The sequence below is a fragment of the Janthinobacterium sp. UMAB-60 genome (genome assembly GCF_900095235.1).
GTDB lineage: Bacteria > Pseudomonadota > Gammaproteobacteria > Burkholderiales > Burkholderiaceae_D > Janthinobacterium.
The window spans coordinates 42,080-63,550 of sequence record NZ_LT607504.1 but is presented as its reverse complement, the minus strand read 5'-3'; the positions used below and the strand labels follow the sequence as shown (position 1 = coordinate 63,550).

Sequence of the window (21,471 nt, the reverse complement as noted above, 5' to 3'; positions counted from 1 at the left end):
ACGCAAGGCCTGTCGCGCGACCTGGGACCGCGCGGCATCACCATCAACAATGTGGAACCTGGCCCCGTCGCCACCGACATGAACCCGCCGACGGGCGACTTCGCCGACCTGATGCACGGCCTGATGGCCCTGCCCCGCCACGGCACGGCCGATGAAATCGCAGGCATGGTGGCTTACCTGGCCAGCGCGGAAGCGGCGTTCGTCACGGGCGCCGGGCTGAAGATCGATGGCGGCTTCGCAGCGTAAAAAAATGGGGTCAGACCCTTTGAGTCTGACCCCAGCCTCCGCTTCAGGGCTTACATCGACTTGCGCCGGCGCCCCCGCCACCACAGCAGCAATGCCAGCAGCACCAGCACGCCGACGATGATGCCCGCGCGGGCCAGCCCGATCAGGTTCGATGGCGCACCGCCGTTGCGCAAGGTCGTCACCTGTTCCGCCGTCACCTTGACGTCGGGATTGCCGTACATCTTCTGTACGTAATTGCCGAGGGTGACGATCTGCTCGTCCGACAGGGTCTGGCGGAAGGCGGGCATCAGATGTCCCGCAGTATGATTACCCTTGCCGTCCTGCCGTTCCACCCCATCGAGGATCGCCATCACCAGGTTATTGCTGTTGCTGCGGCCCGTCACCGAGTTGTGGAACAGGGGTGGCAAGCTGCCGTCGAAACTGCCCTCGCCCCTGGCCTGGTGGCAGCTGGCGCACTGCGCATCGTACAGCTGCGCGCCCGACATCTTGTTCAGGTTTTGCGGCAGCGGCACGCCGCGGATGGCACTCAACTCGTCGCCCGCCTGGCCCCATTGCGTCACCGGTTTCGTGTCCGCCTTGTCGCGGATGGCGGGTACGCTCTTGATGTAGTGCGCGATGGCGTTCAGGTCCGCGTCGCTCAGGTGCTTCAGGCTATGGTCGATGGCTTCGGCCATCGGTCCGGCAGCCTGCCCCCGGTGCGCGGCGCGGCCCGTGCGCAGGTAGCCGACCAGGTCTTGCTGGCTCCAGCTGCCGATGCCGCTGTTGACATCCGAGGTGATGTTCGGCGCAAACCAGGTCCCCAGGTCGGCGCCGCCCAGTTCTTTCGACAACTGCTCGGCCATCAGCGCATTGCGCGGCGTGTGGCAGGTGGTGCAATGGGCCAGCCCTTGCGCCAGGTAGGCGCCGCGGTTCCACTCCATGCTCTTGGCCGCATCGGCCACGAACGGCTTCTTGTCGAGGAAGAGCATATTCCAGCCCGCCATCGACAGGCGGATGTTGAACGGGAACGGCAAGTCCGTCTGTGTTGCCGGCGCCGTGTCCACCGCCGCCACGCCATGCATGAAGTAGGCGTACAAGGCGGCCGTGTCGTCATCCGTCACCTTGGCGTAGGCCGTGTAGGGCATGGCCGGGTACAGGTTGGCGCCGTCGGCCCGCACGCCGTGGCGCACGGCGTCGGAAAACTGCTTGAGCGTGTAGTTGCCGATGCCGTGCGTTGTCGATGGCGTGATGTTGGTGGCGACAATGGCCCCCAACGGCGTGGCCAGGGACAGTCCGCCCGCCATCGGCTTGCCGCCAGGCACGCTATGACAGGCGATGCAGTCGCCCGCCGTCGCCAGGTAGCGGCCACGCTCGATCGCCTGCACGTCGGTGCCGGGGGCGTCCGCCGCCAGCACGGGCAAGGCCAGGGCCAGCAAGGCCGCGCCGGCCGCCATTCTGAAGGTCCCCATCATGATTTTGCTCCCTGTTCGTCGAGGATATGTTTAACGGTGCGCAAGGCCACGGCCAGGCCGTTTTCCGTCGAATTGCAGGTGCCGGACGTGGGCAGCACGCCCGTGCTGCACAGGAACAGGTTGGCGTGGTCAAACGTGCGGCCCCACTGGTCGCACACGGCCTTGGCCGGGTCGGAACCCATCGACAGGGTGCCGCAGATGTGCTGGTTGTTGGCGAACACGCCTTCCTTGCTGTGGCGCAGATTGGTGCCGCCCATCAGCCTGGCGATGTTCTCGAAATCCTGCTTCGAGCGCTCGTGGCCCCGCTTGGTGTACTCGTCGATCGCATAATGCGCCTGCGGCTTGGGGATGCCCATGGCATCCTTCTCGCTGCTGAGGGCAATGCGGTTTTCCGGGTTCGGCAGCACTTCCAGCACGTTTTTCAGGCTCATCTCGCGCGCCGAGCGGAAACGCAACTGCTGTTCGAATTCCGCGCCAAACACGCCCTTGCCGATCAATTCCCTGGTCGCGCCATCGACGCGCGAGATGTTCGTGAAATCCAGGCGGTACGGCGAATGCTGGCTGCGGAAATCGCCGTCGCGCATGGTGTTGATGGAATTGGGGCTTTGCGGGCCCCGGCCCAGCCACAGGTCTTCATCGGCGTCGAAGGTGATCGAGGTGCTCGGGTGGTCCATCAGATTGCGGCCCACCATGTCGCTGCTGTTGGCCAGGCCGTTCGGGTATTTGTCCGAAGCGGAAACGAGCAGCAAACGGGGGCTTTCAATGCCGTTGGCGGCCAGGATGAAGGTCTTGGCCGTGACCCGGTGGCTGTTCTTGTCCACGTCGTAGTACAGGGCGGCCGTGATGCGGCCCTGCGCGTCGTGTTCCAGCTTGTAGACGTTGGCGTTGCAGACGATCCTGACGCCCGCGTCTTCCGCCTGCTGCGCGGCGATGCCGCCGTGGTATTGCGCATCGATGGGGCAGATCGGCTGGCAGCTGTTGTTGCCGCAGCAGGCCGGGCGGCCATCGTAGCTGACGCTGTTGCGCGCCACCGTATTGCCGACCACCTTGAACGACGGGTCGAGGCGCTCGCGGATGCGGCGCATGGCGTACGGCTCCGTCACGGGGGCCATCGGAAAGGCCTGCTTGCGCGGCGAACCCGTGTTATCGGCACCGGAGACGCCCATGATCTCTTCCGCTTCCTGGTAGAACGGTTCCAGGTCTTCGTAGCTGATGGGCCAGTCGACGCCCACGCCATACAGGGTATGGATGCGGAAGTCGTTCGGCACATTGCGCCAGGCCTGCGCGGCCCAGTGCCACGACGTGCCGCCGAACTGGCGGATGTATTCGGCCGGATACGGATACGGGCCGGCCTGCACCAGGTGGCCGTTATCCTTCGGCTGGTAGATCGGGTGCGGCGCCGTGGCCACCGATGGATACGGCGACATCCAGTCGCTGCGGCGCGTCGTGTTGCGGAAACGGGCGACGATTTCGCCGCGCGACACGCGCGGGCCCGCTTCCAGGATCAGCACCGAGGCGCCGGCCAGCGCCAGTTTGCGCGCGGCCAGCGAGCCGATGATGCCGGAGCCGATCACGAGGTAATCGGCGGAGAGTTCTTCAGCCATGATGGCTCCTTAAATTGGTTTTCTGGCCCAGCTGCCGTAGGCGCCGTAGGAATACGTGGGAGGTTTCAGCACATCGGCCACGACGGCCGCGTTCAACGCCTGCTCGTAGGCGACGCAGACGGCCGCCTCGCCCGTGCCGACGATGCCCAGATACCAGGCGCTGGCGATCTGGCGCGGCAGGGCCGCCAGCGGCGACTGGGCGGGAGCCAGCGCATCGAGCGCTTCCTGCAGGCCGGCCGCCTGCAAGCCCTGCGCATTGATCAGGGCCAGCAACGCGCGCACATTCGCGGGGAAGGCGGCGTCCTGCGCCACCAGCGCGTCATACAGGCGCCTGGCCAGCACGGGGTCGAGCACCTGGCGCCCCACCAGCATGGCCGACACGCCCAGGAAGGCGCCCTGCTCCGCACTGGCGACCGGTTCGGCCAGCGCCCAGGGAATCAGCGCCGCGGCCGAAGCCGACAGCAAGCCGGCCAGCACCATGCGGCGGCCGGGATTCAGAGGGCCGCAGCCCTCCTTATTGTATGTAGTGTCCAATTGAAGCTCCCGTGAGTTCAGCAACCGTTCAGAAAGAATGTTTGAGACCGACCATCACCACCGTCTGGCCGCCGTTCGACGATGGCGTGCCGTTTTGCGAATCGCCGACCGAGGCGACGGCATCGACGATGGCGCCGCCCTGGCCCAGGGTCTGGCCGCGCGCCAGCTGGCGCGCTTCGATCAGGTAGATCGCCGTGCGCTTGGACAGCGCGTAATTCTGTTCGAACGACAGCTGGCGGTAGCGCGCGCGGTCCGACACGCCGTTGGCGCGGCTGGCGAAGGTGTCGCTGTAGCCGGCGGACAGGAACCACTGCGGCGTCCACTGGTAGCTGGCAATCAGGCCGGCCGTGTTGAAGATGGCCGTGTCGCGGAACGTGGAATGGCTGCCCGCCTGGTATTGCACGTTGCTGGCGTTGGCGCCCACCATCCACTTGCCCATGGTGTAGCGCGCGCTGGCGGCGATGAATTCGATGCTGTCGGCCGAGGCGTAGCCTTGGTTGATGGCGGAAATGCCGAAGCTGGCCGAGGCCTTGTCGCTCCAGCCGGCGCCATTCTGTCCATTTTTCAGTTTCAGGTAGCCGAGCGCGAATTCCGCCGGCGCCGTGCTGTACTTGACGGCGGCGCTGAAGCTGCTGCCCACGGCATTGCCGTCGGCCGCTTCGCCGAAGCCGTATTGCGCGCTGGCCTGCAAGCCGCGCCACGCTGGCATGCTGTAGCTGACGGAATTGCTGATGCGCACGGTCGTATCGAGGCCGTCGATATCGCCCGGATGGGCGCCGGTGGCGCCCGTCAAGACGTTGCTCGACGCCAGCGAGCCCACCAGCAGGTAGTACGGCGTGTACTGGCGGCCCGCCGTCACGCTGCCGTAGGCGTGCGATTGCAGGCCCACATAGGCCTGGCGGTTGAACAGGGAACCGGCGGAACTCTGCGCACCCGTGTCGCTTTCAAAGCCGTTTTCCAGCAGGAACAGCGCCTTCAGGTCGCCGCCCAGGTCTTCCACGCCCTGGAAACCGATCTTGCTGGCAGACAAATTGCCGCTGCGCATGTACGTGTTCGACTTGCCGCCCTGGTTGCTCGCGTACGCGGTGGCCGCGTCGACCACGCCATAGATGGTGACATTGCTTTGGGCGCAAACGTTTGCGCCGATGAGCGTGGAGACGGCCAGCGCCGCAGCGCGCATGCATGTATGGTTCATTTTTTCCTGACTTTCCTGTTTTATTGTACGCCCGGCAGGTATCGCCGCCACGATGGCGAGTACAGGCTGTGACGCCGCGTTGCCGCCCCATCAACGATGGGACATCCGCTGTTCTTCTTGATCTGGATCAAGTGAGGCAAATTATACGCTTATTTACTCACATGTAAGTGATTGACTGTAAGGCGTAGTCTTATAGCAAAACTTTCTTGTGTCTTATAGCAAAACCGGCAGGCGCGCGGACGCATGCCCGGCAGGCTGCGACAATGCGCGGAACGGGCATGGCAAAAGCAGCGGCGGCGCGTGTCGAAAAACACGCGCCCGATGGATGCTCAGGCAAGGAGAAGTTTGGGGTTCAGCGCAGGATGGCGGGCGCCACCGGCAGGGTTTCGAGAGCGATAAAAGCTTCCAGGGTGCGGCGCATGTCTTCGAACACCTGCTTGCCGTATGCCGCTTCCAAGTGTTCATATTGCAAGTCGATCAGCTTGCCCATCTGCAGCAGCAGGCTGGCGCCCGCTTCCGACAGGTGCACCTTGCGGCGGCGCTGGTCGCCTTCGAACTTGCTGCGCCCGATCAGGCCGATTTCTTCCATGCGCGCCAGGATGCCGCTCATGCTGGGACTGGAAATCTGGCAGATCTCGCACAATTCGCGCGGCTCCAGCGTGGGGCTCTCGTTCAGCGCGCGCATGATGCGCCACTGCTGCTCCGTCACGCCGAAGTGATTGAGAATGGGGCGAAAATGCTGCAGCAGGCTGTCGCGCGCCTTCAGCAGCAGTTGCGGCATGTTCGGATAACGGATCGGTAACTGCAAGCGGAACTCCTGGGATGACCGGCAAATGAGCGTCATTATACGGCCGGCCCAGGGCAAACGGCGGGCTGGCAACGATGTATTTTTCGCTACGTCCGCCCTGCCCCGTCCTCCTGCGCGTGCCGCTGCACGGACCACAACACGCCCGCCGTCAGCAAGAACATCGCCGCCCATTCCAGGGCGCGCGGCATGCGCTGCGCGTAGACGAAGCCGTACAGCAGCGCGAACAGGGTCTCCGACAAAATCAGCTGGCCCGACAAGGTCACCGGCACCAGGCGCGACGCCAGGTTCCACAGGTAGTTGCCGATCACGGAAGCGCCCAGCGCCAGCAGCAGGCACACGAGCCAGTAGCGGGGCCAGTCGCGCGCAGGACCGCCATCGACGCCACCCGCCGGCTGCAGCGCCAGCATCACGGCGCCAACGATCAGCGCGATGACGCCGCTGGCCAGGCCATACAGCATGGCCCATTCCACCGAACTGAAATGCGCGTGGCGCTTGAGGAAACGGGCATTATCGAGCGCATACCAGCTCCAGCAGGCGAGCGCGCCGATGGCGCATAGCACGCCGGCCAGCCTGTGTGCCAGGCTGGCGCCGTCCACGCCCGTGCCGCCGGCATGGCTGAAGATATCGCCATTGATGCAGGCGATGCCCAGCGCTACCACCAGCAGCGGCAAGGCCAGTTGGCGCAGGGGCGGCGCGCCATGGTCCTTGCGGCCCAAAATCGTCACGCTCAGGGGCAGTAAACCGATGATCAGCGAAGTGGCCGCCACGCCCGCCAGCTTGACGCCATACGCCAGCAGCAGGTAATACACGACATTGCCGGCCAGCGCCTGGCGCAGCATGGCCAGCCAGTCGCTGCGCCGCAGCCGGCGCAGCAGGGGCACGAGGCGCGGCAGCATCAAGCCGGCCGCCAGCGCGCCATAGCAGACGTAGCGGCCCACCATCAGCTCGACCGGAGAAAAATCCGGCAGCAAGACGGGCACAATGAAAACGGCGCCCCAGAAGGCGCCGGCCAGCAAACCACATACGATTCCACGCAACATGCAGCCACACCCGCGTCATTATTTCAAGGACGCCAGTATAGGGTATGCGGCACAGCGCGGAGTGGCCCGTCGTCAGCCCTTCGCCTTGCGTTGCTCGGGAATGAAGTGTTCGCGCACGGCCTTGGCCAGCAAGTCCGGCGGCAGCAAACCCTGGCCCAGCAGGAAGTTATTGAAGGCCAGGCGGTCGAATTTCGCGCCCAGCGCCAGCTCCGTTTCCGCGCGCAGCTGCAGGATGCGCGTATAGCCGTAGAAATAGCTGCCCGCCTGGCCCGGCATGTTGAAGGTATAGCGGTCCAATTCCTGGCGCGCCATCGCTTTCGACAGCATCACTTCATCCGTCAGGATGCGGCCCGCCTCTTCGCGCGTGACCTGCCCCAGGTTCAGCATCGGGTCGAGCATGGCGCGCGCCGCGCGCAGCATGCGGAACTGCAGCGCGATGAACTGGCCTTCGGCCGGCTCGTACGGGATCATCTCCGCTTCCGCGTACAGCGCCCAGCCTTCCACGTTGACGCTGTTGAACGCATACAGGCTGCGCGCCTGCGACACGCCCCGCTCCACCATGGCGCTGAACTGCAGCTCGTGGCCGGGACGGCCCTCGTGCGCGCTGAGGGTCCAGGCCGCGCCCGCGAAGTTGAAATCGTCATACGCTTCGCCCTTGCCGCTGGCGGCCGGATTGCTGACGGGGAGGACGAACTGGCCGTGCTCTCCCGTATTGCCGATCAGCGGAGGCGGACGCATATGCGGCGCCGGCTGGGCCGCCGATTCGGCGGCGGATGCCAGGCGCATGGTCATGGCGCGCGCAGGGATATCGACCACGCGCTGCCGGGCGATACGTTCTTCGAGCTGCGTATTGACGTCCTTGTAGTGCGCTTCGAGCTGCGCGTTCGGGATGGAATCGCTCTTCAGCGCGCGCAGCACCTGGCGGTAATCACTGCCATCGACACCCTTCATCGACATTTTCGCCGCCACCACGGGCGCCAGCGCCTGCATGGCGGCGCGCGTTTCCAGGTAAGCCACCTGCGCCCGTTCCACCAGCGCGCGCGGCTCGATGTCGATGCCCACCTGCTTCAGGCGAAACGCATACAGCTCGGGCGCCATGCGGAAATCCGTGCGCGACAGGGGCAGCACCACCTGCTTTTCCCACGCCGCATAGTCGTTCAACTGCTGCTCCATGGCCGCCAGCGCGGGTTCGGCGCCAATGATTTTCATGTCAGCAAACAGCTTGCGGATGCCGGCGATATACGTGGGCACGTTTTCCAGCGACTGCTCCACCTGCAGGCGCACGGGACCGGCCAGGCCGGGCGTGCCGATTTTTTCCGTGAAGCGCGCCTTCGCCTGCTGCGTGATCGGCGTGCTGCCCGGGAACTGCCCCACATAGCGCTGCAGGCGTTCCAGCGCCTTGGCGCGGCGCGCGGCCGGACGCTGTTCCTGCAGCAGGCTTTGCATGCTGCCAAAGACCATCTGCGGCACATCGACCCACGGCAAGGTGTATTTGGCGTCCAGTTGGGCGCCGGCGATTTCCTGGTCGACGGCCTGCGTCAGGATCTGCAGATCCTGGCGGACGCGTTCATCTTTTTCCGCCGCCAGCTTGTGCTGCAATTGCGCGCGCGCCTGCCGCATGGCCGCCACCTGGCGTTCGACAATATGGGGTCCCAGGTCGGCGGCCAGTCCGTCGTACTGGGCCAGGCCCGTGTCGGAAGCGTTTTCGGGCGAGAACTGCGCCTGCGCCGCCAGCACGATGGCCGCGTTGCGGTTGCTGGCCTCGACCCAGGCGGACGTGGCGCCGGCCGCTACGGGGACGGCGGCCATGGCGGGCATGGCCAGCGCGGTTGCAAGCGCGGCGACTAACACGGTCTTGCACAATTGCGGAGTGACGGACATCGGGGTTTCCTTCCTGGCAGAATCGGTGAACAAAACGGCGAACGAAGCGGCCAGTATCGGCGAGCGCAAGGGTGCTGTCAATCGGGCGGGAACAGGCCGCGCCGGGCGGCCCGTCCCGCTCCTGTCAGTACGCCAGCCCGTAGCCAAACTTGTACAGCGGATGGGCCGTATCATATGGCACGTCCGATTTCTGCACCTGCACTTCGGCCATCGACGATGGCAGTTCGAACGGCAGCTTGCCTTGCGGCTTGGCCTTGCCCGTCAGGACATCGAACAGCGCGCCATCGCTGACGCCAAAGTTGGCGACGATGGCGCTGGCCTTGTCCTGCACGTTGCCGAGGATGGCCGGGCGGTCCAGGTACACGGTGACCACCGTCTTCGGCGCGAACTTCGCCGCGTTCTTGATCGCTTCGTAGTCGGCATTGCCGTCGACGTAATCGAGGCGGCCCTCGTGCTGCATGCTGCCGAAGATGTAGTTCGGGTGCAGGGTTTCATACGGCGCGGCCACGCGCAGCAGGGCCACGTCCGCTTCCTGCGGCGTGGCCACCACCGTGTAGCCATATTTTTGCGCCACGGCTGCATCGATGCCGTACAAATAGACCTTCTTGACGCTGGCCGCCAGCGGCAAAACCTTGTCCTTGTTTTCCAGCAGGACCAGCGAGCGGCGCTGGGCATCCAGGCCCGCCTCGACGAATTCCGCCTTGCCCACCGTGCTGGCCGCCTTGGCCGCATCGACGAATGGATGCTCGAACAGGCCCTGCTTGAATTTCTGGATCAGGATGCGCCGCGCCGACGCGTTGATGCGCGCTTCCGTCAGCTGGCCCCGCTGCACGGCTTGCGTCAGGTACGGCGCTTCCGTCACGCCGCCAAACTGGTCCATCCCCGCGGTGACAGCTTTGACGTAGCGCTCGGCCTTGGTGGCGTCTTCCATGCCCCACGGCGTGCCGAAGCCGATGAAGGAAGGCGCCACGCCCGGCGCCGTGCCGTTGCGGCAATTGGCGTCGCAGTCGGAAGTGATGCCCCAGTCGGACAGGATCACGCCCTCGAAACCGTATTTGCCGCGCAGCAGATCCGTCAGCATGGTCTTGCTGAAGCCGGCCGCCACTTGCTCCAGCGTGATGCCGGCTATCGTGATATTGCCGTCCGGCAGCGCGTAGGTCGGCATGACGGAGGCCGCCCTGGCCGTGAAGGCGCCCTCGAACGGTTTCACGTGGTAGGCGAAGTTGTTGCCCGGGTAGGTCATGTAGCGGCCATAGTAATTGTGGCCGTCAAAGCCCTCTTTCGTGGCGCCGTAGCCGACCCAGTGCTTGACGACGGCCACCACGCTGCCGTCATGCAAACCCGTATTCCCATCCTGGAAGCCTTCGATATAGTGCTGCACCATGCGCTTGGCCAGGTCCGCGTCTTCGCCAAAGGTGCCGTTGATGCGCGACCAGCGCGGCTCCGTGGCCAGGTCGGCCTGCGGCGACAGCGCCTGCGTGATGCCGACGGCCAGGTATTCCTGGCGCGCGATGTCGCCGAAGCGGCGCACCAGCGCGTCGTCGCCGATGGCGGCCAGGCCCAGGGTTTCCGGCCACTGCGAGAAGCCGGAGGTAGCCGCGCTGGCGCCCATCGTGTACTGGAAATGGTGGCGCGGGTCCGTGCTGATCGACACGGGAATGCCGTGGCGCGAGGTTTCGCTCAGGGCCTGCACCTTGTTGTACTGGGCCGCCATATTGGCCGTGTCGCCCGCCATGCGGGTAATGAAGGTGTTGACGTACTGCTTGACGATCAGGTCTTGCAGGGCCGCCAGGTCATACGCGCCGCCCAGGCCGATGCCGGAAGGATCGGACACGGTGGGCGCCGTGCCGTGCATCATCAGGCCCGCTTTTTCGTCGAGGCTCATGCGCGACAACAAGTCGTCGGCGCGCGCCTCGGCCGGCAGGCGCCAGTCTTCGTACGGGTCGATCTTGCCGTTGCGGTTCATATCCTTGAAGGTATAGCCGTCGACTTTCAACTGGGTGTAGGTGGTGGCGCCGAACACGGGCTGCGTGTATCCCTCGCTGCCGGTGTCATTGCCGCAAGCGGCCAGGGCAAGCGTGGCGACGCAGCCGGCGACCACGCGGGCCATCGGTTTCAAAGTGCAATTCATCATTATCTCCAAGACTGTTTTTGTAGGTATCAAGGCGCGGCAGCAAGGCCGGCCGAAAACAATATAGCGTGAGAATGCGTGAGTTTCTTGACCGTACAGCACGCGTTTTATACCCGCGAAAACAATTTTTGCTTAGATGGCACAACAACCAACAATCTCCTACAAAGTGCTAATATTTGTGAAAAATTACTACAATAAGCAGGAGGCAGCCTTGCACAAACCCGACACGCGCACGGTTTCGAACCGCATCGCGCAACAATGCGCGCGCGCCATGCAAGCCGATGGCCACGACCCCGCCGAGTTTTTTCAACGCACGGGCATCACGCCGGCGCAACTCACGGAACCAGGCGGGCGCATCAACGCCGAGCGGCACCGCCGCATGACTGCCTACGCCCAGCAGTTGCCGCAGCACCGCGGCCTGCTCGACCTGGACGTGACGCACTGGTTCGCGCATTACTCTGGCATCGGCCACGTGTGCTTCAACCGCCCCACCCTGCGCAGCGCGCTGCACGAGCTGCTGCACTTGCGGGGCCTGATCGGCGAGTTCGACTTCATGCTGATGAGCGAAAATGGCACGCGCATCGAGATCGAATACCTGTCCGAGTTTTGCCCGCTGGGGGGCGCCATGCAGGCGCTGGCCAATTTCCGCATGCTGTCGCTGGTGGCGCGCGCCTACGACGATGGCGCGGCCACCGCCTTCCATGCCGGCTTCCAGGGCAAGGCGCCATGGTTCGCGCCGGCCATTGCCGAATGCTTCGGCGCCGCCGCCACCTTCGGCCAGGCGCGCAACACCCTGACGTTCGACGCGCCGGCGCTGGACCGTCCCTTCGCCCAGTTCAATGCCATGCTGGCGCCGCACGCCCTGCGGCACGCGCAGGGGCAATTGCAGCAGTTGCAGGGCGCACAGCTGTTTTCGGCCCGCGTGGAGCAGGCGATCATCGATTTGCTGGGCCGGCAAGGCGCAGGCGATGCCGACGGCGCCGCGCTGCTGCCGGCCCTGTGCGACGGCCTGGCGATGAACCGCTGGACCTTGCAGCGCCAGTTGCAGCAGGAGCAGACCTCGTTCCGCGCACTGGAACTGCGCGCGAAGAGCCGCGAATCGCGCCGCCTGCTGCGCGAAACGAGCATGAGCGTGGCGGACATCAGCGAGCGTCTGGGGTTTTCCTCGCAAAGCGCGTTTACCCGCTTTTTCAAGAACCAGTTCGAACTGCCGCCGGCGCGCTACCGGCACGACATGCAAGGCAGCTCATAGGAGGATGTCAGAAAAAGTGGCGCATCCCCGCCATCACGCCGTTCTGCGTGCGCCCCGCGCCCACGGTGCCGCCCGCGTCCAGCGCCACGGCAGCCGCGCCGCTGTTGTCCATGCGGCCGATGGCGCTGTAGATGGCCGTGCGCTTGGACAGGTGATACGTCAGGCGCATGGTGGCCAGCGTGGAATCGTTCGGGCTGTCCTTCACGGCCAGCCTGGCGATTTGTCCATCGAGAACCAGCGCGGGCGCCAGCGGATACGCGGCGCCCACATACAGCAACTGCGAGTCGACCGGTCCCGTGGCCGCGCGGATAGTGCGGTCGATGATGCCGCCGCCGATTTTCAGCTGGCCCGCCATGGCATAGGCGCTGGCGATCACGCGGCGGTCGAAGTTGCGGCTCGACGTGAGGCCGTTGGCCGCGCCCGCATTGCCGTACATAATGTCGTACGAGGCCGTGGCGCCATAGCGGCCCGTGTCGTAACCGAGCAAGGCGGTGATCTGGCGGCAAGCCTTGGCATTACCCGCCACTTCGCCCGCGCAACCCGTGGCGGCCGGCCCGCCCGCCGCCGAGGCATCGCGCCCCTGGCTATAAGTGGCGCCCACGGTCACGTTCGAGAACGTGCCCAGGTAGCCGATGGCGTTGTCGCTGCGCGCATTCGGCAGGTACAGATCGAGGCTGCTGATGGAAAACAGGGCCGGGCCCATGATGTCGGACTTTTGCGTGGCCCAGAACGACATATTCATTTGCCGCCCCAGCATCACGCTGCCATAACGCCCTTTCAAGCCCACATACGACTGGCGGCCAAATAATCTCCCGCCCTGCCCCGCGATGCCCGTGTCGACGCCGAAGCCCGATTCCAGCGCAAAGATGGCCTGCAAGCCGCCGCCCAGGTCTTCCACGCCCTTGAAACCGAAGCGCGACGGCAGGGAGCCCGTGAGTGTCGGCACTTTGACCATGCTGTCGCCGGCCGCATTGACATTGCTCGTATAAGCCACCGAGCTGTCGAGCACTCCGTACAGGGTGACGCCGCTTTGCGCGTAAGCGCCTGTGGTCACGCCGCAGGCGCACGCGCCCAGCAGCGCCATGGTGATGGCGTTGATTTTTCTCATGCTTGTCTCCGTCTATTGTGGTTTTTATTCTGCGTCTGGCTGTGTATCCGGGTGCGCGTGCTGAAACGCCGGCAGCGCCTCGCAGTGCGCGACGATGCGCAGGATCGTGGGATACGGCGCCAGGTCGCACTGGAAGCGCCGCGCGTTATACACCTGCGGCACCAGGCAGCAGTCGGCCAGGGTCGGCGTGTCGCCATGGCAGAACCGGCCCGTGTGGGGGCTGCCCGCCAGCTCCACTTCCAGCGCGGCCAAACCCAGATGCGTCCAGTGCTGGTACCACGCGTTCTTCTGCTCCTGCGACAGGGCCAAAGGCCCCGTCAGATAATTGAGGACGCGCAGGTTGTTCAGCGGGTGGATGTCGCAGGCGCAGACCATGGCCAGCTGGCGCACGCGGGCGCGGCCCAGGGCATCGGCCGGCAGCAGTTTTTGCCCCGCCTGCGTCTCGTCCAGGTACTCGATGATGGCCAAGGATTGCGTCAGCACGGCGCCGCCGTCCTCCAGCACGGGCAGCAGGTGCTGCGGGTTCAGGCTGGAAAACGCGGGCGTGAACTGCTCGCCGCCGTTGCGGCTCAGGTGCACATAGGCCGTGTCGGCGTGCAGCTGCTTCAGGTTCAGCGCGATGCGCACGCGGTAGGACGCGGAGCTGCGGTAATAGCCATGCAATTTCATACGGTGCTCTCTTTCAGGGTGGCGGGAACGGCGCTGGCGGCAGTCCGGGTGCGCATCAAACGCCCCATGGCCAGCAAGGCCAGGGACGCCAGCACGGCCGGAATGGCCAGCAGGAAGAAGATGGTTTCGTTATCGAGTTTCAGGGTCAGCATCAGGCCGCCGGCCATGGAGCCGAGCACGGAACCGCTGCGGCCCACGGCGGCCGCCCAGCTGACGCCCGTGGCACGGCTCGACGTGGGGTAAAACGCGGCGGCCAGCGCATTGGCGCCCACTTGCGAGCCGCTCACGCCAAAGCCGACACCAAAGACGGCCAGCACCAGCACAGCCAGGCTGCTGCCCGACAGGGCCACGACGACGATGCAGCCGGCGGCCGCCAGGTAGGCGATGCTCAGCACTTTATGCGGGCTGTAGCGATCCATCCAGCGGCCCAGCAGAATCGCGCCGACGGTGCCGCCCACCTGGAACATCATCGTCACCAGCGAGGCGTTGGACAGGGACAGGCCATTGCCATTCAACAGGGTCGGCATCCAGCTCGACAGCAAATAGATGATCAATAAGCTCATGAAAAACGTGGACCACAGCAGCAAGGTGCCGCCAATCACGCCGGGACGGAACAATTCGGCCATGGGCGAGCCGGCCAGTTTTTTATCGCTGACGACGAGGCGCGGCAAGGCAGCCAGGGTGGGTGCGATGCGGCGCACGATGTTCAGCACCTGGCTGCCATCGCGGCCTTTCAGCACCAGCCAGCGCAGCGATTCGGGCAGCGCCAGCAGCAGCACGGGCACGAGCAGCAGCGGCAAGGCGCCGCCCAGCATCAGCACGCCGCGCCAGCCGATCAGGTGCAGCAGCTGCGCCGAGGCCAGGCCGCCCAGCGCGGAACCGATGGTAAAGCCGCAGAACATCATGGTCACCAGGCCGGAACGGCGCCGCTGCGGACAGTATTCGGACGTCATGGTCACGGAAGTGGGCATGGCGCCGCCCAGGCCCAGTCCCGTCAAAAAGCGCAGCGCCAGCAGCATCGTCAGATCCGTCGACCAGGCCGACAGCAGGCTGGCCGCGCCGAAAAACGCGACGGAGACGATCAGCACGGGGCGGCGGCCGTAGCGGTCCGCCAGGGGGCCGAACAGGAAAGAGCCGGCCATCAGGCCAAACAGCCCGGCGCCGAACAGCGGTGCCAGCGCGGCGGGGGTCAAGCCCCATTCGGCGCGGATGGCGGGCGCGATGAAGCCGATCGAGGCCGTGTCGAAGCCGTCGATGGCGACGATCAGAAAGCATAGCCAGAGGATCAGCTTCTGGTAGCGGGAAAACGGGTGGCTGTCGAGGAAGTGCTGGACGTCGGTGCCGGCGTGGGTAGTCATTGTCTTGTCTCCATTGTTATTGTTCGCTTGGGCTGCGCGATCTGTGCCGCGCTGGCCCGATGGTGTTTACTGCACGGCGACGGTGATCGGCGTCAGCCCGGCGATGCGCGCCTCCATGGTTTGTCCGCGGGTGACGGCGCCCACGCCTTCGGGCGTGCCCGTCATGATGATGTCGCCCGGCTGCAGCTCGAACAAGGTCGACAGATTGGCGATGACTTCATTGACGGACCAGATCAGGTGCGTCAAATCGCTCGTCTGCACGATTTTTCCGTCGACCTCCAGCACGATGGCGCCCGTGCTGATTTCACCGCTGTCGGCAATCGGCGTGAGCGCGCCGATGGGCGCCGAATAGTCGAAAGCCTTGCCGATCTCCCACGGGCGGCCCTGCTCGCGCATGCGCATCTGCAGGTCGCGCCGCGTCATGTCCAGGCCCACGCCGTAGCCGAAGATGTGCGACGCCGCGTCCTCCAGGGCGATGTCCTTGCCGCCCTTGCCGATGGCGACCACCAGTTCGATTTCGTGGTGGTAGTTCGACGTCTGCGCCGGGTACGGCACGGTGGCCGTCACGCCGGGCGGCACGGGCACGACGGATTTGTCGTCATTCGGTTTGCAAAAGAAGAATGGCGGCTCGCGGTCGGGATCAAAACCCATTTCGCGCGCATGGGCGGCGTAGTTGCGACCCACGCAGTAGATGCGGCGCACGGGGAACTGGCTGTCCGTGCCGACGATGGGCAGGCCGGCGATGGCTTGGGGGGCGAAGGTGAAGTTGGTCATGGTTAAATCCTGTGAAAAAATCAATCGGTCAAAAACTGCTCGCGCAGCACGCCCATGGCTTGCTGCACGGGGCGGTCGGAAAAACTGAACAGCACGACGTCTTCCTGCGGGCAGTCGAAGGAGACAAGGGCCCACGACGGCACGACGAAGGTGTCGCGCGGGGCGAAATCAAACACCTGCTCGCCTATCGTCACCGTGCCGTGGCCTTCGACCACGCTGTAGACGGTGCCGTCGGTGCTGCGCGCGCGCTTGCCGGCAAACCCTTTCGGCAGCAGCTGCATGAAGGTGGCCATGGTGGGCATGGGCGAGCCGCCCGTCAGCGGATTCGTGTAGCGCAGCTTGTAGCCGTGCCAGTCGTCGATGGCGTCCGTGCGCGACAGCAGGTCCAGCGCCTCGCGCGAACGGGCATATGGGTAATTGAAGATGGGCGAGGTGGCGCCCGCGTGCAGCGACTTGACGGGCGCCATGTTGTAGCCGTAGCGGGCGAAGCTCTGGCCTTCCGGGCGGCTGACCATCTGGCTGTCCTGCGTGTCATTTTCTGCGAAGCCCGAGTCGAAATAGCGCAGCATGGGAATGTCGAGGCCATCGAGCCAGACGACCGGCTCGCAGACGCCGTCCACGCCCACATTGCCATGGTCATGCCAGGTCCACGAGGGCGTGATGATGAAGTCACCGGGGTGCATGGTGGTGCGCTCGCCCGCCACCGTCGTGTAGGCGCCCTGCCCTTCGACGACGAAGCGCAGCGCCGACTGGCTGTGGCGGTGCGATGGCGCCACTTCGCCGGGCAAAATCAGCTGCAAGCCCGCGTACAGCGATTGGGTGATCGACGAGCGGCCCGGCAAGGCCGGGTTTTCCAGCACGAGGACCCTGCGCACGGCTTCGTGGGCCGTAATGACCTCGCCGGCGCGCGCCAGCTGCGGCGCGATGTCCGCATAGCGCCACAGGGCAGCGGCATACGGCGCCGTCGGATGCGGCGGCACCAGCGTGTGCAGGGATTGCCACAGCGGCGACAGGTGCATGCCGCTCAGGGCTGCATATAAAGCCTCGCGTTCAGGCGTCTGGTGGGAAGTCATGCTGCGTCCTTCTCGATGGTGGCCAGGCAGGTTTGCGCCGTCCAGCCGTACAGCCAGGCCAGCGCCTCATAGAATTGCGCGGGCGTGCGGCCGCGCCATAAATCGTTGCGCACCAGGCGTTCGACGCCTTTGGCGTGGTACAGGCGGCCCATTTCGCGCGCCGACAGCACCACGCGGGCCGTGCGGGCGATGCGCGAGGTCTGGTACAGCTGGAAGGCGGCGGCCATGTCGAAATCGCAGGCGCGCACGGCCTCGCCCAGGGTGACGGCATCTTCCAGCGCCATGCAGGCGCCCTGCGCCAGGTATTGCAGCATCGGGTGGGCCGAGTCGCCCAGCAGGGTCATGCGCTGCGTGCTCCAGTTGTCGACGGGATCGCGGTCGGCCGTGCTCCAGCGGCGCCAAGTCGTCGGCTTGTGCAGCAACTGGCGCGGTTGCGCGTGCACGCCGTCGAAATACGACAGCACTTCTTCCTTGCTGCCGTCCGTAACGCTCCACGCTTCCTGCTCGCGGCTGTGGAAGGTCACCACCAGGTTGTATTGCTCGCCGTTGCGCAGCGGGTAATGCACGAGGTGGCAGTTCGGCCCGGCCCAGACGACGGGCGCATTCCAGCGCAGGTCGGCCGGCATGTCGGCGGCCGGCACCACGGCGCGGTACACCACGTGGCCGGAAACGCGGACCTTGTCGCCCACGATGCGCTCGCGGATGACGGATTTGACGCCATCGCAGCCGATCAGCACATCGGCGCGAAAACTGCACCCGGCCGCATCGACCACGGTGACGCCGTCCGCATCTTCCACCACGTCCGTCACCTGCGACGAGGTCACAAACGTGATCAATGGCGAGGTGCGCACCGCGTCGAGGATGGCGCCGTGGATATCGGCCCGGTGGATGACGGCGTAGGGATTGCTGAAGCGTGCGCGGAAAGCCGCGTCGACGACAAAAGTGCCTACCTCGGTCGCGTCGACGGCGTCCATCATCACCAGGCGTTCGGTGAAGACGGCCTTGGCGCGCGTGCGCTCGCCCACGCCCAGCGCGTCGAGCGCGGCGAAGGCGTTGGGCGCCAGCTGGATGCCAGCGCCGATCTCGCCCAGGGTCGATGCCTGTTCCAGCACAGTGACAGCCAGCCCCAGGCGCGACAGGGACAGGGCGGCGGCCATGCCGCCGATGCCGCCGCCGACGATCAAGACCGACGGTTTGTGGGTAGCTTCCATTTCTTTCCTCCAATTGATCTGTGTGCTTGCGCGATGCACGTTTGCCGTGCTCTTGGTATGACAAGCAGTGTGCCGACAGGTCAATATTTGGTAAAGCGATGGAATACAATAACCACAATCACGTTTTTAAATAATGGTGGAATCCTCTTATGTCGCGCTTCGATATCGAACTGCTGTTCATCTTTGACGAGATCTATAAAAGCCGCAATGTGACGCGCGCGGCGGAAAACCTGGGCTTGCCGCAATCGACGGTCAGCATCGGCCTGGGCAAGCTGCGCACGCATTTCGGCGACCGCCTGTTCGCGCGCACCTCGAAAGGCATGGAGCCGACGCCGCGCGCGCAGAACGCGGTGCAGGACGTGCGCGCCGCGATTGCCGCCTGGCAGCACGCGCTGGCCGACCAGCCCGTGTTCGACCCGGCCGCCAGCACGCGCGAATTTGCCATCTGCATGACGGACATCAGTGAAATCGTGCTGCTGCCCACCCTGCTCAATCACCTGCAGCAGATCGGTCCCCACATCACGCTGGACGTGTCGAAGATCGCCACCGACACGCCGGCGCGGCTGGAAGGAGGCGAAGTGGACCTGGCCGTGGGCTTCATGCCGCACCTGGAATCGGGGTTTTATCAGCAAAAACTGTTCGACCAGCATTTTGTCTGCCTGGTGGCCAGCAGCCACCCGCGCATCCGCGACACGATTACGGTGGAAGAGTTCCTGGCGGAGGGACATATCGAAGTGAAAAGCTCGGGCACGGGCCACTCCATCGTGGAAAAGGTGCTGGCGGCGGCCGGCGTGCAGCGGCGCATCGTGCTGAAACTGCCCAGCTTCCTGGGCGTATCGCGCATCGTCGCCGAAACCGAGTACATCGTCACGGTACCGTACCGCTACGCACTGCAAATGCAGAACCACGAAGCGTTCCGCATCCTGCCCCTGCCCGTGGCGCTGCCCAGCTTCTCAGTCAAGCAGCACTGGCACGAGCGCTACCATGAGGATGCGTCGAACCGCTGGCTGCGCCAGACGATGGCGCAGCTGTTTGGGGCTGGCGACGCAACAACATTGCCTATTGAGTAATTTCTCCCCATACTGGCAAGCCTTGTCCTTACATGCCATTGATTGAACATGCTCATCAGCCTGCGCCCCGTCACCGTCGACAATTTTGACCTCATCAGCGAACTGCCTTTGCTGCCCCAGCAGCGCGACTACCTGGCCAGCAACGACTATTCCATCGCGCAAGCGAGTTTCCATCCCGCCATCCTGCATACGCGCGCCGTGTATGGCGACGAGGAAGTGATCGGCTTCCTGATGTTCGTCTCGCCCGACGCCGATGACCCACCCGGCCACTACCAGATCTGGCGCTTCATGATCGATCACCGGCGCCAGGGGCAAGGCCATGGCCGCGCCGCCCTGGCCCTGGCGCTGGCGGAAATCCGCGCCCGCCCGGACGCGCGCAGCATCGAAATTTGCTACAAGCCCAGCAATGCCAACGCGAAACAGTTCTATGCCAGCATGGGTTTCGTGGAAAAAGGCATCGACGCGGATGGCAATGACATGCTGGCCGTGATTCAGTTGGCCTAACTGAGCTGGCCTAACTGTCTGGCGTTACGCCCGCATCGGCCCTGGCATCGAACGCCAGCCGCGCCGCATCGATGGCGTCGCGGTGGCCGTAGGCCCAGGCGCCCAGCGCGCTGATGGGGATCAACAGCGAACGCCCCAGATCCGTCAGCGCATAGTCGACGCGCGGCGGCACGGTGGGAAACACGGTGCGCGTGACGAGACCGTCGCGCTCCAGACCGCGCAAGGTCAGGGTCAGCATGCGCTGCGAGATGCCGCCGATCAGGCGGCGCATCTCGTTGAAGCGCTTGGTGCCATTGCCCAGCAACATCACCACCATCACGCTCCATTTGTCGCCCACACGCGTGAGGATATCCGTGATCGGCCGGCACGCGTCGGCCACGCCCGCATGGCCGCCATGGTCGCGCATGCGCCTTTCCAGCTCGGCCCCGCGCGCGGCCACCTCGCCCATAGTCACATCCGTGTGCCCCAGTGTGGAAAAAGTGCCTTCTTGTGCGTTCATTTGATAGTCACTATATTTAACTCGGTTACAAAAACATACCACCCGATCATACCATCCAAGAAGGCGCACATGAACATCCTGCATATCGATTCCAGCATCCTCGGCGAGCATTCCGTCAGCCGCCACCTGACCGCCGCCATCGCCGCCCGCCTGCAAGCGGGGGCGCCCGGCGCCACCGTCCACTACCGCGACCTGGCCGCCCAGCCCTTGCCGCAATTTACGGCCGCCCCCGGCGCCGCCGAGGGCGAAGCACTATCCGCCGCGCTGGAGCAAGTGCTGGCCGCCGACGTCATCGTCATCGGCGCGCCCATGTACAACTTCGCCATCCCCAGCCAGCTCAAATCGTGGCTCGACGCGCTGGCCGTGCCCGGCAAGACGTTTCAGTACGGCGCCAATGGCCCCGAAGGTTTGCTGGGCAGCAAACGCGTGATCATCGCCTCGACGCGTGGCGGCTATTACGGCGCCGACACGCCGATGGCCACCCTGGAACACCAGGAAAGCCATCTGCGCGCCTTCCTTGGTTTCCTTGGCATCACGCAGCTCGACATCGTGCGCGCCGAAGGCGTCAAGGTCAGCGACGCCGCCAGGGCGCAGGCGATGACGGCGGCCTTCGAGCAGATCGGCGCGCTGCGGGCGGCGTAGATTTACCTTGATTATCTGGCTGCGGCAGAAACTGTTTCGGCGCAGCCAGGCTGGGCATGGCGGGCAAGAATGGGCAAACTGCGCTAAGCTGCATCGGCCCCACCACTTTACAAGGAACACCATGACCCTGATCGTCGTCGCCACCATCGATGCCCAAGCCCACCATATCGACGCCGTGCGCGCCGCATTGGAAGCCGTCGTACCGCCCAGCCGCGCGGAAAGCGCCTGCCTGCGCTACGAATTGCACCTCGACAACAAGATTCCCACACGCTTCATCATGCTGGAAGAATGGACCGACCAGGACGCGCTGACGGCGCATTACGCGACGCCCCACTTCAAGGCGCTGGTGGCCGCCGTGGGCGACAAGGTCGTCAAGATCGACGTGGCCGAGTTGAGCAAGCTGAAGTAACGGCAAGCGCGT

General features: G+C 65.0%; 21 protein-coding genes. 6 read left to right on the top strand and 15 right to left on the bottom strand.

From position 1 onward, the window contains the following. Positions 1-246, top strand: a 246-nt coding sequence (locus K0F86_RS25590) for an SDR family oxidoreductase (RefSeq protein ID WP_219136938.1), incomplete at its 5' end; no start/stop codon positions are given. A 50-nt stretch (positions 247-296) separates the two neighbouring features. On the opposite strand, the gene K0F86_RS25585 is transcribed toward K0F86_RS25590, so the two are convergent. The 8 genes from K0F86_RS25585 to K0F86_RS25550 all read right to left on the bottom strand — a co-directional run bounded on the left by K0F86_RS25585 (position 297) and on the right by K0F86_RS25550 (position 10,893). Next, positions 297-1,697: a cytochrome c gene (locus K0F86_RS25585; protein ID WP_257572364.1), complete on the bottom strand. Its 1,401-nt coding sequence runs from the start codon at positions 1,695-1,697 to the stop codon at positions 297-299. Then, on the bottom strand, positions 1,694-3,301 hold the full coding sequence (locus K0F86_RS25580; RefSeq protein ID WP_219136937.1) for a GMC family oxidoreductase: 1,608 nt from the start codon (positions 3,299-3,301) through the stop codon (positions 1,694-1,696). Before K0F86_RS25580 ends, K0F86_RS25585 begins: the two co-directional genes overlap by 4 nt. A gap of 9 nt (positions 3,302-3,310) precedes the next feature. Then, positions 3,311-3,835, bottom strand: coding sequence for a sorbitol dehydrogenase family protein (locus K0F86_RS25575; protein WP_257572363.1), 525 nt, complete (start codon positions 3,833-3,835; stop codon positions 3,311-3,313). Between the two features lie 28 nt (positions 3,836-3,863). Further along, entirely contained in the window at positions 3,864-5,030 is a 1,167-nt protein-coding gene (locus K0F86_RS25570; protein ID WP_257572362.1) for a porin, read from the bottom strand. A gap of 352 nt (positions 5,031-5,382) precedes the next feature. Further along, positions 5,383-5,838: a homoprotocatechuate degradation operon regulator HpaR gene (hpaR, locus tag K0F86_RS25565; protein WP_251348489.1), complete on the bottom strand. Its 456-nt coding sequence runs from the start codon at positions 5,836-5,838 to the stop codon at positions 5,383-5,385. 86 nt (positions 5,839-5,924) lie between these two features. Further along, on the bottom strand, positions 5,925-6,878 hold the full coding sequence (locus K0F86_RS25560; RefSeq protein WP_219136936.1) for a DMT family transporter: 954 nt from the start codon (positions 6,876-6,878) through the stop codon (positions 5,925-5,927). Between the two features lie 72 nt (positions 6,879-6,950). Then, positions 6,951-8,759 carry a DUF885 domain-containing protein gene (locus K0F86_RS25555; RefSeq protein WP_219136935.1) on the bottom strand — a complete coding sequence of 603 codons (1,809 nt, stop codon included), beginning with the start codon at positions 8,757-8,759 and terminating at the stop codon, positions 6,951-6,953. A gap of 124 nt (positions 8,760-8,883) precedes the next feature. Then, positions 8,884-10,893 carry a glycoside hydrolase family 3 protein gene (locus tag K0F86_RS25550; protein ID WP_219136934.1) on the bottom strand — a complete coding sequence of 670 codons (2,010 nt, stop codon included), beginning with the start codon at positions 10,891-10,893 and terminating at the stop codon, positions 8,884-8,886. 208 nt (positions 10,894-11,101) lie between these two features. On the opposite strand from K0F86_RS25550, the gene K0F86_RS25545 reads away from it, so the two are divergent. After that, positions 11,102-12,142 (top strand): AraC family transcriptional regulator, encoded by a 1,041-nt coding sequence (locus K0F86_RS25545; protein ID WP_219136933.1) that lies wholly within the window; start codon positions 11,102-11,104, stop codon positions 12,140-12,142. Positions 12,143-12,149: 7 nt separating this feature from the next. Here the strand turns inward: K0F86_RS25545 and K0F86_RS25540 are convergent, their stop codons facing one another. The 6 genes from K0F86_RS25540 to K0F86_RS25515 form a co-directional block, all read right to left on the bottom strand. Beyond that, a complete protein-coding gene (locus tag K0F86_RS25540; RefSeq protein WP_219136932.1) occupies positions 12,150-13,250 on the bottom strand; it encodes a porin in 1,101 nt (366 codons plus the stop codon). 24 nt (positions 13,251-13,274) lie between these two features. Further along, entirely contained in the window at positions 13,275-13,919 is a 645-nt protein-coding gene (maiA, locus tag K0F86_RS25535) for a maleylacetoacetate isomerase (protein WP_219136931.1), read from the bottom strand. Then, positions 13,916-15,277: an aromatic acid/H+ symport family MFS transporter gene (locus tag K0F86_RS25530; protein ID WP_219136930.1), complete on the bottom strand. Its 1,362-nt coding sequence runs from the start codon at positions 15,275-15,277 to the stop codon at positions 13,916-13,918. Before K0F86_RS25530 ends, maiA begins: the two co-directional genes overlap by 4 nt. Before the next feature lie 66 nt (positions 15,278-15,343). Beyond that, entirely contained in the window at positions 15,344-16,051 is a 708-nt protein-coding gene (locus tag K0F86_RS25525; protein ID WP_219136929.1) for a fumarylacetoacetate hydrolase family protein, read from the bottom strand. A 20-nt stretch (positions 16,052-16,071) separates the two neighbouring features. Beyond that, positions 16,072-17,124, bottom strand: a complete 1,053-nt coding sequence (gene gtdA / locus K0F86_RS25520) for a gentisate 1,2-dioxygenase (protein WP_219136928.1) — start codon at positions 17,122-17,124, stop codon at positions 16,072-16,074. Then, positions 17,121-18,335: a 3-hydroxybenzoate 6-monooxygenase gene (locus K0F86_RS25515; RefSeq protein ID WP_219136927.1), complete on the bottom strand. Its 1,215-nt coding sequence runs from the start codon at positions 18,333-18,335 to the stop codon at positions 17,121-17,123. Before K0F86_RS25515 ends, gtdA begins: the two co-directional genes overlap by 4 nt. 149 nt (positions 18,336-18,484) lie before the next feature. On the opposite strand from K0F86_RS25515, the gene K0F86_RS25510 reads away from it, so the two are divergent. Both K0F86_RS25510 and K0F86_RS25505 read left to right on the top strand, forming a co-directional pair. Further along, the gene (locus tag K0F86_RS25510; protein ID WP_219136926.1) at positions 18,485-19,405 is read left to right on the top strand and encodes a LysR family transcriptional regulator; all 921 of its coding nucleotides are present in this window, start codon (positions 18,485-18,487) and stop codon (positions 19,403-19,405) included. A gap of 48 nt (positions 19,406-19,453) precedes the next feature. Further along, complete coding sequence (locus K0F86_RS25505; RefSeq protein ID WP_219136925.1) at positions 19,454-19,909, top strand: GNAT family N-acetyltransferase; 456 nt, start codon at positions 19,454-19,456, stop codon at positions 19,907-19,909. A gap of 10 nt (positions 19,910-19,919) precedes the next feature. Here the strand turns inward: K0F86_RS25505 and K0F86_RS25500 are convergent, their stop codons facing one another. Further along, complete coding sequence (locus K0F86_RS25500) at positions 19,920-20,315, bottom strand: helix-turn-helix domain-containing protein (protein WP_219136942.1); 396 nt, start codon at positions 20,313-20,315, stop codon at positions 19,920-19,922. Positions 20,316-20,477: 162 nt separating this feature from the next. On the opposite strand from K0F86_RS25500, the gene K0F86_RS25495 reads away from it, so the two are divergent. Then, on the top strand, positions 20,478-21,050 hold the full coding sequence (locus K0F86_RS25495; protein ID WP_219136924.1) for an FMN-dependent NADH-azoreductase: 573 nt from the start codon (positions 20,478-20,480) through the stop codon (positions 21,048-21,050). Between the two features lie 121 nt (positions 21,051-21,171). Then, positions 21,172-21,459: a putative quinol monooxygenase gene (locus K0F86_RS25490; RefSeq protein ID WP_219136923.1), complete on the top strand. Its 288-nt coding sequence runs from the start codon at positions 21,172-21,174 to the stop codon at positions 21,457-21,459. Positions 21,460-21,471: the final 12 nt, after the last annotated feature.